The sequence below is a fragment of the Aureicoccus marinus genome, assembly GCF_002954325.1.
GTDB classification, from domain to species: domain Bacteria; phylum Bacteroidota; class Bacteroidia; order Flavobacteriales; family Flavobacteriaceae; genus Aureicoccus; species Aureicoccus marinus.
This window is the reverse complement of the sequence record NZ_MQVX01000001.1, coordinates 2,467,941-2,480,521: the sequence shown is the minus strand read 5'-3', so window position 1 is coordinate 2,480,521 and position 12,581 is coordinate 2,467,941. Positions and strand designations below refer to the sequence as shown.

At 49.0% G+C, this 12,581-nt stretch carries 7 protein-coding genes and 3 pseudogenes; 6 read left to right on the top strand and 4 right to left on the bottom strand.

Going from position 1 to position 12,581, the window contains the following annotated elements:
• Positions 1-116: 116 nt before the first annotated feature.
• Positions 117-278 (top strand): hypothetical protein, encoded by a 162-nt coding sequence (locus BST99_RS14395; RefSeq protein WP_181044217.1) that lies wholly within the window; start codon positions 117-119, stop codon positions 276-278.
• A 238-nt stretch (positions 279-516) separates the two neighbouring features.
• On the opposite strand, the pseudogene mce reads toward BST99_RS14395, so the two are convergent.
• Positions 517-925 (bottom strand): annotated as a pseudogene (mce, locus tag BST99_RS11585) (methylmalonyl-CoA epimerase).
• A gap of 104 nt (positions 926-1,029) precedes the next feature.
• On the opposite strand from mce, the gene rbfA reads away from it, so the two are divergent.
• Positions 1,030-1,425, top strand: a complete 396-nt coding sequence (gene rbfA / locus BST99_RS11580; protein WP_105001944.1) for a 30S ribosome-binding factor RbfA — start codon at positions 1,030-1,032, stop codon at positions 1,423-1,425.
• Positions 1,422-2,627: an ABC transporter permease gene (locus BST99_RS11575; protein WP_105001943.1), complete on the top strand. Its 1,206-nt coding sequence runs from the start codon at positions 1,422-1,424 to the stop codon at positions 2,625-2,627. Before rbfA ends, BST99_RS11575 begins: the two co-directional genes overlap by 4 nt.
• Positions 2,628-2,629: 2 nt before the next feature.
• Here the strand turns inward: BST99_RS11575 and dusB are convergent, their stop codons facing one another.
• Both dusB and BST99_RS11565 read right to left on the bottom strand, forming a co-directional pair.
• Entirely contained in the window at positions 2,630-3,622 is a 993-nt protein-coding gene (gene dusB, locus BST99_RS11570; RefSeq protein ID WP_105001942.1) for a tRNA dihydrouridine synthase DusB, read from the bottom strand.
• Positions 3,623-3,671: 49 nt separating this feature from the next.
• A pseudogene (locus BST99_RS11565) lies at positions 3,672-6,084 on the bottom strand (outer membrane beta-barrel family protein).
• A gap of 98 nt (positions 6,085-6,182) precedes the next feature.
• On the opposite strand from BST99_RS11565, the gene lepA reads away from it, so the two are divergent.
• A complete protein-coding gene (gene lepA, locus BST99_RS11560) occupies positions 6,183-7,979 on the top strand; it encodes a translation elongation factor 4 (protein ID WP_105001941.1) in 1,797 nt (598 codons plus the stop codon).
• A 3-nt stretch (positions 7,980-7,982) separates the two neighbouring features.
• Here lepA and BST99_RS11555 read toward each other — a convergent pair whose 3' ends face one another.
• Positions 7,983-9,830, bottom strand: a complete 1,848-nt coding sequence (locus BST99_RS11555) for a cation:proton antiporter (RefSeq protein WP_105001940.1) — start codon at positions 9,828-9,830, stop codon at positions 7,983-7,985.
• A gap of 224 nt (positions 9,831-10,054) precedes the next feature.
• Between BST99_RS11555 and BST99_RS11550 the strand changes: the two are divergent.
• Positions 10,055-10,919: pseudogene (locus BST99_RS11550) on the top strand (MBL fold metallo-hydrolase).
• A 69-nt stretch (positions 10,920-10,988) separates the two neighbouring features.
• A complete protein-coding gene (locus tag BST99_RS11545; protein WP_245916251.1) occupies positions 10,989-12,575 on the top strand; it encodes a S8 family peptidase in 1,587 nt (528 codons plus the stop codon).
• Positions 12,576-12,581 lie beyond the last annotated feature (6 nt).

Sequence of the window (12,581 nt, the reverse complement as noted above, 5' to 3'; positions counted from 1 at the left end):
TTTCACAACCATTCTGCCAGGGTTCACATATTTCAGGCTTTTGAATTCAATATGAGGGAGCTGATGCCCGTTAGATCTAAATAATTCCTCACCGGAATCAACAACACAATCAGCCGATGAAAACCAGTTCTATTTCAGATCAAAAACTCGCCGCCGAAACCGCACGCCTAAGTCGCGAACCCCTTGCTTTGATTTCCAAACTGATGGACCAAAGCCAAAGCGGTATCGTGCGGGGAATTAACCTGAATTCGTCCCTCGAATTGGACTTTCCATCCTAGTCAAAATCGCTTACCGAAGGCTAAACGTCATTCATCGTCCCTTAGCGAGCACCCACCCCACCAGCTCCAGATAAAGGAAAAGAATGCCCGATATTGTTTTTGGATTGTTGTTTTGATTACATGATTGATCGCAGGATAGTGTCCCCCCGAAATAGGGATAAGTGATTAGAAGCAAATCACCCTTTATTCTGTAAAACTAAGGAGAGGTGTTATAGAAGCGCACCTCTCTTTTTTTTGCCTAAAGGGGCCCGTCAATTTCTTGACACAGTTCCAGTAGAACCCCGTGAGTATCCTTGGGGTGTAGAAAAACCACCCATTTGTTGTCTGCTCCTTTTTTAGGCGTTTCGTTGAGGATGCGGAAACCGGCTTCCTTGAGTCTTGCAACCTCTGCCAAGATATCGTCCACAGCAAAAGCCACATGGTGAATTCCTTCTCCTTTCTTTTCGATGTACTTACTAATCGGGCTGTCTTCGCGAGTGCCTCCAAAAGCTCAATCTTGTTCGGGCCTGATTTGAAAAAGGAGGTGATCACTCCTTCGGACTCCACCTCTTCCTGCTTATAAGGCGGCTCTCCAAAGAGTTGGGTGTATAAGGCATTGGCCTTTTCGATGTCTTTGACGCGATGCCGAGGTGTTCGATTTTCTTCATAAGGAGCGAATTTTGCCAGTCTAAAAGCAGGTCTTTTTGTAGTGCGAAAAAGTCCGTTGGGCACGGCTGTTCGAAGATACCACAAATAGCCTATTTTTGTGGTGATGGAGGAGTCTCAAAGACAGAAGAAAGTCGCCGGAGTTTTACAGGAAGACCTGGCCGAAATTTTACAACGCGCAGCCACCGAAGGGGGGCTCAAGGGCGTGATTTTGTCGGTCTCTAAAGTGCGGGTCAGTGTAGACCTGTCGATTGCCAAAGTCTACCTCAGCATCTTTCCGAACGACAAGGGAGAAGAGTTGCTGGAAGGCATTCGCTCGAATCAGCCACTCATCCGTCACGAAATGGCTCAGCGCACGCGCAACCAAATGCGCCGCATGCCCGAACTGCTCTTCTACCTGGACGACTCCCTGGAGTACATCCAAAACATCGAAGACTCCTTAAAAGGAAAAGACAACCCCATAGAGAACCGCGACCTGCTGGATAAACGCAAGAAAAAGTGAGTTTTCCGTACTACATGGCCAAGCGCTACCTGCGCTCCAAAAGCAGCCAGAATGCGGTCAATATCATCAATGCGGTCACCTTTTTGGTGATCATTATCGGAGCGGCCTCTTTGTTTGTGGTGCTTTCCGCCTTTACAGGCCTGAAGACTTTCAGTCTGCAATTCACCAACAGTTTTGACCCCGATCTCAAGGTCACGCCCCTGACCGGTAAGTTCTTTGAATTGGATTCGGTTCAGGAAAACCGCCTCAAGGAAGTTCCTTTTGTGGACGGTCTGGCGCGTGAAATGGAGGAGCGGGTCTACATCAGCTATAAAGAGAAAAGTCATTTAGCGACCATCAAAGGCATCGAGCCTTCTTACCGACAGGTCACCGAGGTCGACAGCCTGCTCTACTTTGGCAACTGGGGTATTACCGAAGAGCAAACCGTGGTGGGGATTGGGCTGGTCAGCATTTTGGGAGTGCCGCCCAACAACTACCAGAACCCTTTAGTCGTCCTTGCGCCCAAGCCAGGAAAAGGCGGTTTCGCCTCCCGGGGCATCAACTCCAAGCCCTATAACGAGCTGCCCCTTGTAGTCAGTGGAGTCTACGCTGTTGAAGACCAACTCGACAAAAAATACCTCTTTGCCAGCCTTCCTTTGGTACAGGCCCTTTTAGAAAAAGAGGCCGCCCAAATCACAGGACTGAACGTCAAGATCACCGATCCAGCTCGACTGGAAGAGGTCCGCTCTGAACTGCAGAGCCTCCTCGGACCAGAGGTGCTAGTTCTCAGCCGGGAGGAACTCAACGGCACCCTCTATCGTATGCTGAATACCGAAAACCTCGCCACCTACCTCATCTTTACCCTGGTGCTCATCATTGCCTTGTTCAATGTAGTGGGCGCGATTATTATGATGATTCTCGACAAGCGCGAGCATTCGAAAACCCTGTATAACCTCGGGGCAACTATTCCTTCTCTGCGCAAGATTTACTTTATGCAAGGGCTGTTGTTGACCACTTTGGGTGGGGCCATTGGCATCCTGATTGGCGGTTTGCTGGTAGGCTCTCAAGTCATGTGGGGCTGGCTTAAAATCACCGAAACCCTTTCTTACCCGGTGGAACTCACTCTGCCCAACGCTCTTTTGGTCATGGGAACCATCAGTGTGCTCGGCTTCCTTTCTTCCTTTATGGCGAGCCGAAGAATTTCTAAAGAATTACTGAGATAAGACTACACGAATTGGTGGTCTCCGAACTTTTCGAGCACCTCGTCAAAGGCCGCAAAGACGTCTTCTGAAGCGTCGCTGGTAACCATTTTCATGCGGTACTCTTTGAAGTGCGGAATGCCCTTGAAGTAGTTGGTGTAGTGGCGGCGGGTTTCAAAGACCCCGAGTTTTTCGCCTTTCCAATCGATGGACATCTGCAAGTGGCGGCGTGCAGCATCAACCCGCTCCTGAAGGGTGGGTGGAGGCAAGTGTGTCCCGGTTTCAAAGAAGTGCTTGACTTCTTTAAAGAACCACGGGTATCCGATACTGGCTCGGCCAATCATGGCGCCGTCTAAACCGTATTCATCACGCATCCGGACCGCTGCTTCGGGAGAATCTACGTCTCCATTGCCGAAGACCGGAATGTGCATGCGGGGATTGTTCTTGACTGCCGCAATCGGCTTCCAATCGGCCTGCCCTTTGTACATCTGTACCCGGGTTCTTCCGTGAATAGATATCGCCTGAATCCCGACGTCCTGAAGCCGCTCTGCAACCTCTACGATCTTGATGGATTCCTGGTCCCATCCCAATCGGGTTTTTACCGTAACGGGCAAGTTGGTGCGCTTAACCATGGCTTCGGTCAGCTTGACCATCAGCGGAATATCTCTTAAAATACCGGCACCGGCATTCTTGCAAACCACTTTCTTTACCGGGCAACCAAAGTTGATGTCGATGATGTCCGGTCCTGTTTTTTCAACGATGTCGATGGCTTGAAGCATGGAGTCCATTTCGGCTCCAAAAATCTGAATCCCGACTGGACGCTCCTTTTCGTAGATGTCCAGTTTCATGGTGCTCTTCGCCGCATCGCGAATGAGGCCTTCGGAAGAAATGAATTCGGTATACACCACATCAGCTCCCTGTTCCTTGCACAAGGCACGAAAAGGCGGATCGCTCACGTCTTCCATAGGAGCGAGCAAGAGTGGAAATTCCGGTAATTCTATTGGACCAATCTTGGGCACAGCGCTTTTTTTGGGCGGTAAATTTACGAATTCTTTGACTTTGAAGGGCTTAGTTTTCGCCCAGGCGCGCTCTTTCGTCTTTCTCTATCCTTCTCTCGTTATCCGTAAGACGAAAGTTTCCGAAGTTGTAGGTGAAGCCAAAACGCACAAATTGCGTCTCGGGTTGCGTGAAAAAGTTGTTGTTCTGGTTCAAATAGCGCGAAGTATAACGCCCCATGGCCTGGCCCAACAGGTCTTCTGCACGCACGCTGAGGACGGCCCTATCGTTCCACAAACTCTTGCGCAAACCGAGGGTCACATTGGTAGTGGCCTCCCGCACATAGCTTCCAAAAATATTACCCGACATATACTCCGCGGTCGCTTCCGCCGTCCAACTTCCGTCGGCCGAGAGGTTGAGGTAGTTGGCCAGGTAAATATAGAAACCGTCAAAGCTGTTGGTGACTTCTACGTCTCCGCTTTCTTCCGCCAAGAAGACCTCTTCCTCGTGGAACAAAGACGAATAGGCCAAGAAGTCCCAGAAGCTGGCAATACTCTTACTCACGGTAAAGTCAATTCCGTAAGACCGGCTGGCTTGGATGTTCTGCTTGAGTTCGCGCAGGGTCAAGTTGTCGTTGTCCTGAAATACCAGATACGAAATGTACTGCCCGTTGTCGCGGTAGTAGAGATCGATAAAGTATTCCCCATTCAGGGTGTAGTTCAGGTTAAAATTGTGGCTGAAAACGGGCTGTAAACGCGGGTTCTTCCTCAAAATCATTCTCGTTGTAGAAGTAGCGGAAGGGGTTGAGGTCATTGTACTGAGGTCGATCCACCCGTCGACCATAATCGAAGGCAAAGCTGTTGCTATCGTCCACGGTCCAAAGCATGTAGAGGGTCGGAAAGAGGCGGAAAAAGTCCAGTTCATTCACCTCGTTCAAGAGGCGGGAATCCCCTAAAGCATTGGTTTGTTCTCCGCGTAATCCGGCCTTGGCCGAAAACTTTTCCCAATCGGCAGACCAGGATAAATAAGCCGCGAGTACTTCTTCTTCGTATCGGTACTCATCACTCAAGCCGGCGTTAACGGCGTCGTTGGTGCCTCCGATAAAGTTGAGGTAGTCGATCTCGTTATCCGAAGCGATATAAGAATACTTGGCCCCCATTTCCCAAGAGCTCACTCCCTTTTGGTAGCTGTAATCCAATTGGGCGGTAGCGATATCGATCTGTTGATCGGCTCGGGTATCAAAACCAAAGGTGTTGAGGCTTTGACCTGCCGGGTTGAAATAACGCGTAAAAATGGTTTGGTTCTGGTCTTCCTCAAAGCGGGTGTAATGCCCTCCAAGGCTTAGGCTTCCGTTGTCTGTGCTGTGTTTCCACACCAAATCCGCGGCAATATTTTCGGCGTTTTCGGTACCGGTATTGGCGGTGTTGAAAGTGGAATCCAAAACCCCAGAACCATTGCTCAAGGTGGCATCCATGCGGCGGCGCCACTCCAGATCGGGGTTGACAAAGGCGTTCGCCGTCAAACTGATCGCGTCTTTTTCGCCCAGCTTCAGGTCATAGGCAAAATTGACACTGTGCATTTTTTGTTTGCGGTCGTCCACTTCGTCGGTCAACCAACGTGAAAAAACATCGCCTTGGGGGTTGATAAAGTTGATCCCTTTGTCTACCTGAATTCGCCGGTTGGACGGGCTAAAGTTGTAGTTCAAAAAGAGGTTGGAGTTTTCGTTTTGCCAGTAGTGGCTCATCCCAAATTGGTACTTGGCCAATATGCCCTGGGTATAGGCTGCGTTCAAACTTCCTTTATAGCCCAGACTGACATTTTTAGACGTCACGATATTTAAAATAGGCCCCCCGTCGGCATCGTACTGGGCCGGTGGATTGTGAATGAGTTCTACGGACTGCACCGTATTCCCGGGAAGGCCTTCCAGAAGTTGGTTGATCTCATCGCTCGAAAGGCGAACTCGCCGGTTGTTGATGTATACGGTTGCTCCTTGGCCCCTGATGTTAAAGCCATTCGGGTTGGTGATCAGGCCGGGGGTGCTCTTTAGAATGTCCAGGCTGTTTCCTTGGGTGACGACGGTGTTTTCGACCTGAAAAACCAGACGGTCGGCCTGTCTTTTAAGCACCGGCTTTTTGGCGGCGACCACCACTTCGCCTAATTCGTTGACCTCTTCCGGCATGACGATAGCGCCTATTTTGACGTCCTGCTGTACGTCTAATAAGACGTAGTTTGATAAGCGGCTGACGTAGGATGCTCGGAGCAAGTAAAGGCCCGCAGGCACCCCCTTAAAAAGAAAGTCTCCTTCTTCATCGGCCGAGACCCCTTTGACTTGAGTCGTATCGCTGTTTTTGTACAGCAAAACCGTCGCAAAGGACAAGGGAGACGAGTCCTGGTTCACGACTTTTCCGCTCAGTTCAAACTCCTGTGCCTGCAGGAAACAAATGTTCGCCAACAGGAACAAGCTCAGGGTCAGTGTTTTTTTCATGCTAAAAGGGGGTTGGAGGGTAAATCTACAAAACTATAATGAAGTATATTTGCAATTCTCAGGTGAATCCCCCGTTTTTAGGGCCCTGAGCTAGTCTTATGAAGCACATTCGCAACTTTTGTATTATCGCCCACATCGATCACGGTAAAAGCACGCTGGCTGACCGTTTGCTCGATTTTACGGGCTCGGTGACGGAGAGAGAAAAGCAGGACCAACTGCTGGACAATATGGATTTGGAGAGAGAACGCGGGATTACGATCAAAAGCCATGCGATCCAAATGGAATATACCTATGAGGGGCAGGAGTACATCCTGAACCTGATCGATACTCCGGGACACGTGGATTTTTCTTATGAAGTTTCCCGTTCCATTGCCGCCTGTGAAGGAGCGCTCTTGGTGGTCGATGCCGCGCAGAGCATTCAGGCTCAGACCATCTCTAACCTTTACCTGGCCCTGGACAACGACCTGGAAATCATCCCTGTTCTGAACAAGGTGGACTTGCCCAGCGCAAATCCCGAAGAAGTAACCGACGACATCGTAGACCTCTTGGGTTGTGATGCCGAAGAAGTGATTCCGGCCAGTGCTAAAACCGGTATCGGAATCGAAGATATTTTACAGGCCATTATTGAGCGTGTTCCCGCTCCAGAAGGGGATCCAGGGGCCAATTTACAGGCCCTGGTTTTTGACTCGGTCTACAATCCGTTTAGAGGGGTCGAAACCTACTTCCGCGTTTTAAATGGAAAGATCTCGAAAGGAGACAAGATCAAATTCATGGCCACCGGGAATGATTATTTCGCAGACGAAATCGGAACCCTCAAACTGGAGCAACACCCGAAAAAAGAAGTCAAAACCGGTGATGTGGGCTACCTCATTACGGGGATCAAAGACGCTCGAGAGGTCAAAGTGGGAGATACCATTACCCTTTCGAACAGCCCTTCTCCCGAAGCCATTGCTGGATTCGAGGAGGTAAAACCCATGGTTTTTGCTGGAATTTATCCGGTGGATACCGAAGACTTTGAAGAGCTTCGATCCTCCATGGAAAAACTACAGCTGAACGACGCCTCTTTGGTCTTTCAGCCCGAAAGTAGTGCGGCCCTTGGTTTTGGATTCCGTTGTGGATTCCTGGGAATGCTCCACATGGAGATCATTCAGGAGCGCCTCGAAAGGGAGTTCAATATGACGGTGATCACCACGGTTCCTAACGTTAGTTACCACGCCTTTACGCGTAAAAGCCCTGACGAAATTGTCATTGTTAACAACCCTTCCGATTTGCCGGATCCTTCGACCTTGGATCGGGTGGAAGAACCTTATATCAAAGCTTCCATCATCACCAAAAGTGATTTTGTGGGGAATGTGATGTCGCTCTGTATTGACAAGCGCGGACAGATCACCAACCAGTCCTACCTGACTACCGAGCGAGTAGAACTCAACTTTGATATGCCTCTGGCCGAAATTGTTTTTGACTTTTACGACCGTCTGAAAACCGTTTCTAAAGGCTATGCTTCTTTTGATTACAGCCCGATTGGGCTTCGCAGTTCCAAGCTGGTCCGGGTCGATATTCTCTTGAATGCCCAGCCGGTGGATGCTCTTTCTGCCTTGGTTCACGCCGATAACGCGCACACCATCGGAAAGCGCATGTGCGAGAAACTGAAAGAGCTGATCCCGCGCCAGCAATTCGATATTCCGATTCAGGCAGCCATCGGTTCCAAGATCATTTCTCGTGAGACCATCAAAGCGCTCCGAAAGGATGTTACCGCCAAGTGTTATGGTGGGGATATCTCTCGTAAGCGTAAACTCCTCGAGAAGCAGAAAAAAGGAAAGAAGCGTATGCGCCAAGTCGGGAATGTAGAAATTCCACAACAGGCCTTTATGGCGGTTCTTAAGCTGAATGATTAGGGCTTATACCCCTTCCTGATCGAAATCGTAGACTTTTCCGAGGTAAACCAATTTACTTCCAGCGCTGTATTCTGGCACCTCCTCTGCGGGGCGTAGAATCTTCAGCTCCCCGGCCTTACTTTTGATAAACAAGGGCACGGTGTCCTGGTCCTTTCCGCTGATTTCGAGTAAGGTGTTGAGGTGATCCTGATCCTTCAAGTCAATCTCTTGAATGCTCGGGTATTTCCGGACCGCTTCTGTCAATCGCAAAAAGTCTGTCGCCCCCGAAAAGAGATGACTGGAATCGCCCACCTCGTCACTTCTCGTCTCGTCAAGGGTGCTTAGTCGGAAAGCTCCGTTCTCGCCGAATTGCTTGCCGAAGCGGTCGATCGCGTATTGGTTAATGTCGTTGTTACCCGTCATGGCAAAGAGGTAACCGATGTCGTTCAGTTCAATACTGTCGGCAAAACTATCGGAATAGATGTTCGCGTTCAGGGCGTCAATGCCCATTTTTTTCGCCTTGTTGACATTGGCCGCGTTGTTATCGATAAGCACGACATGGCGGTCGTTTCTTTTCAGGTAGTCTCCGATCAAACGCGACACCTTGGAGGCGCCCACAATCAAAATACCTTCTGATTTGCTCAAGAAAACCCCAAGCCAATGGGCAACAGGCCTTGCCGTGGTGGCGTTGAGCAATACAGTTCCCAGCACGATCATAAAGACGAGCGGGGTAATGTATTCGGCTCCAGGAATTCCTTGGTCAACGAGTTGTTGTCCAAAAAGCGAAGCGATACCCGCAGCCACAATACCTCGTGGGCCCACCCAGCTGATAAAGGAACGTTCACGGAAGCTCAGGTCGGAGCCCTGGGTACTAAAGAGCACGCCCAAAGGCCGGATAATAAAGACAATAACCGCAAACAAAATGGCGGTATCCCAGTTGTAAATGAGTTCCAGGTCGCTCATGTCTATATTCGCGGCCAGCAAAATGAAGAGGATCGAAATCAGCAGGACGCTCAGTGATTCTTTAAAGTAAAGGAGCTCTTCAAGATTTGGTAAATTCATATTCCCCATGACCATTCCCATGACCACAACGGCTAAAAGGCCCGATTCATGGGCTGCTACATCAGAGGCCACAAAGACAAAAAGCACCATGGCAAGAGTGGCGACATTCATCAAATAATGGGGAATCCATTTATTGCGAATCATGACCGCTAAAGCGTTGGCAAAGGTGAATCCGAAAGTGAAACCAAAGAGTAGAATCTTTCCAAATTCTTCCAGGGCGGTAAGGGTGTATTCCTTTCCTACCCCTATGGAAGCGATGAATTCGTAGACCAATACCGCGAAGAGAGCGCCGATAGGATCAATCAAAATCCCTTCCCATTTTAAGACGGTGGAGACGTTCTTTTTTAGGGGAATATTGCGGAGTATCGGTGCGATTACAGTCGGTCCCGTCACAATGATCAATGACGAAAACAAAAAGGCCATCTGCCAGCTCAGCTTGGGGTACATGATGTAGTAAGCAGCGATAGCAGCGCCGAAAAAGGTTACCAGGGTTCCTAAAGTGATCAGCTTTGTGATTACAGGGCCCACGGTTTTGATTTCGGAGCGTTTCAGGGTCAGGCCTCCCTCAAACAGAATAACACTAATCGCCAAAGACACAAAAAAGTACAGGCTGTTTCCCGGAAACAGACCCATTTTGTCATCTTCCGGGGCCCATTTGGGTTCGATCAGTTTTTCGCCAAAGTATTCAGAAGCCAAGGGCCCAACCAGTAAACCGATCAGGATCAGGGGAAGAATAGCGGGAATTCTTAGGCGCCAGGCAAACCACTGGGCAATGATGCCCAGGATAATTATTCCAGCGAGCTCTATCATAATTCAATTTTGCCTAAAAATAACTTTTTTGACCAAAACCGGGGCTTTTCAGCGGAAGTCCGGCCAAAGAAAACAGGGGTTTTTCGGCTTGTTTCGGTTCGAATGGCTTAAGGGCTCTTTTGCAGGTAGATTCCCTTTGATTTGTTAAAAATTGGCGAATAATAAGCTGCCTCTCCCCTTATTCCGCGGCACTTTTACTAATTTAAGCCCCATTTGACTTTTTTATGCAGCTCTACCCCATTGAGGCAGGGCGGTTTAAACTCGATGGCGGAGCCATGTTTGGTGTGGTTCCTAAATCTATTTGGACCCGAACAAACCCTGCAGACTCCAAAAATTTAATCGATATTGCTGCCCGGTGCTACCTCATCGAGGATGGCGATCGCTTGGTGTTGATCGACACTGGAATGGGCAACAAGCAGTCCGACAAATTTTTCGGCTACTATTCCCTTTGGGTGATTTTGAACTGCATAAGTCCCTGAAAGAAAAAGGCTTTTCTGCCGAGGATGTAACCGATGTTTTTTTGACCCACCTGCACTTTGATCATTGTGGGGGTGCAGTGAAGTGGAATGACAAGCGAACCAGTTACGAATGCGCCTTTCCGAATGCGCGATACTGGACCAACAAAAACCATTGGGAGTGGGCAACCAAGCCCAATGCACGGGAAAAAGCCTCCTTCTTAAAAGAAAATATACTGCCTATTCAAGAGAGTGGACAGCTTGAGTTTTTGCCTTTAAATTCCACCGATTACCTGCAGGATACTCCTTTGGGTTTCCGCGTGCTTTGTGTGGATGGGCATACCGAAAAACAAATGCTTCCAGTCATTGATTACAAGGGTCAAACCCTGGTGTTTTCGGCTGACCTTATTGCCACGGTAGGCCATATTCCCTTACCTTATGTAATGGGGTACGACACCCGGCCCTTGCTCACCTTGGACGAAAAGGCCCGTTTTTGCAAAAAGCTACAGAAGAAAACTGGCTCCTGCTCTTTGAGCATGACGCCCACAACGAGTTGTGCTCCTTAAAAAACACAGAAAAAGGGGTTCGAAAAGACGAAATATTTGGATTCAGCGAAATATTCGATTCGCTGTAGAGTTTTACTGATCTAATCTGTTTATATGAATTATTCAAAATCCCCCTTCTTCTTGTCTGTGCTGGTCTATTGGCTAGCTGTGGATCGACCACCTTGGTTTCGACCCCTGTAGAGAACATAGACACCCTCCCTTCCAAAATAATGGAACTGACTGATGCTGAAAAGCAGCGCTGGGCGCAGGCCGACCTGGTACAAGACACCCTGCCTGGGATCAGTTTGGACCGTGCGTATGCTTTCTTAGGGAAAAGAAAAGGAGCGACTGTTGTTGTTGCTGTATTGGATTCCGGAATTGACTTGGATCACAACGATTTGGACGACGTGATCTGGACCAACAAAGGCGAAAAAGCCGGAAACGGAAAAGACGACGATGGTAACGGCTATGTCGATGACATTCACGGCTACAACTTTTTAGGCGAGTCCTATAATGAACAACTGGAATCTGCACGGATGTTACGCCTTCAGTTAGGTGATGCGGCGACTCGTGCCAAAGCGCAGGCCGAAATCGATGCGGAACTTCCCAAGGCGCAACAAAATAAAGCCCAATACACGCAGATCTTGGCCGCTGTCAAGCAGGCCGATGCAGCGGTTAAGAAAGAGCTCAACCAAAGTTCTTACACCAAAGAAGATCTGGCTAGAATCACCAAGGCTGAGATGCAACAAAGCGTAGGCATTTTAAAGCAAATGTTCCTCTACGGCGACAGTATTGAAGAAGTATTGGAAGAGATTGAATTTGGCGTTCAATACTTTACCGAGCAAGCCAATTACAACTACAATGTACAATGGGATGGCCGCGCTGTGGTAGGCGACAACCCTTATGATTTCAATGATCGGGGTTACGGGAACGGAGACCCGAGTAACCGCCATGAAGACGAAATGCACGGCACCCACGTGGCCGGTATTATTGCCGCCGAACGCAACAACGGTATCGGAGTAGATGGCGTAGCCAAGAATGTTCAAATCATGAGTATTCGGGCGGTACCCAACGGAGACGAATACGACAAAGACATTGCCCTTGGTATTCGGTATGCGGTCGATAACGGGGCGCGAATCATCAACTGCAGTTTCGGGAAATCCTTCTCGCCAAATGCAGAATGGGTATACGAGGCCATTCAATACGCTGCTTCCAAAGACGTGTTGATTGTTCATGCAGCAGGTAACGATTCCCACAACATCGATGACTCCAGCAATCCGAATTACCCGAACGACCATAGGTTTGGAACACAAGAAATTGCCAACAACGTGATTACCATCGGCTCCTTGGCTCCAGAATACGGACCAGAAATGCTGTCCGTTTTTTCAAATTACGGTGCCCGCAATGTGGATCTTTTTGCTCCAGGTAGTGATATTTATTCTACCGTGCCGGGAAGTGAATACGATTACAGCGATGGGACTTCCATGGCCGCTCCGGCGGTTAGTGGTGTTGCTGCTTTGATTCGCTCATACTACCCTAAACTCAGCGCTGTTCAGGTCAAACAAATCTTGATGCAATCCGGATTGACTACGAAAACCGAATTGCTCGTACCTGGACAAAACGGAAAAACAGCTCGCTTCAACGAAGTTGCGAAATCAGGAAAAATGCTAAACGCCTACAACGCCCTTCTTCTTGCCGATCAGGTCAGTAAAGGAAAGGCGAGTTTGGCCTTATCAGCGAAATAATAATTA

Excerpts from the sequence above, each read along its gene's own strand:
- rbfA (WP_105001944.1), top strand. The coding sequence starts at position 1,030 with ATGGAGGAGTCTCAAAGACAGAAGAAAGTCGCCGGAGTTTTACAGGAA.
- lepA (WP_105001941.1), top strand. The coding sequence starts at position 6,183 with ATGAAGCACATTCGCAACTTTTGTATTATCGCCCACATCGATCACGGT.
- BST99_RS11555 (WP_105001940.1), bottom strand. The coding sequence starts at position 9,830 with ATGATAGAGCTCGCTGGAATAATTATCCTGGGCATCATTGCCCAGTGG.
- BST99_RS14395 (WP_181044217.1), top strand. The coding sequence starts at position 117 with ATGAAAACCAGTTCTATTTCAGATCAAAAACTCGCCGCCGAAACCGCA.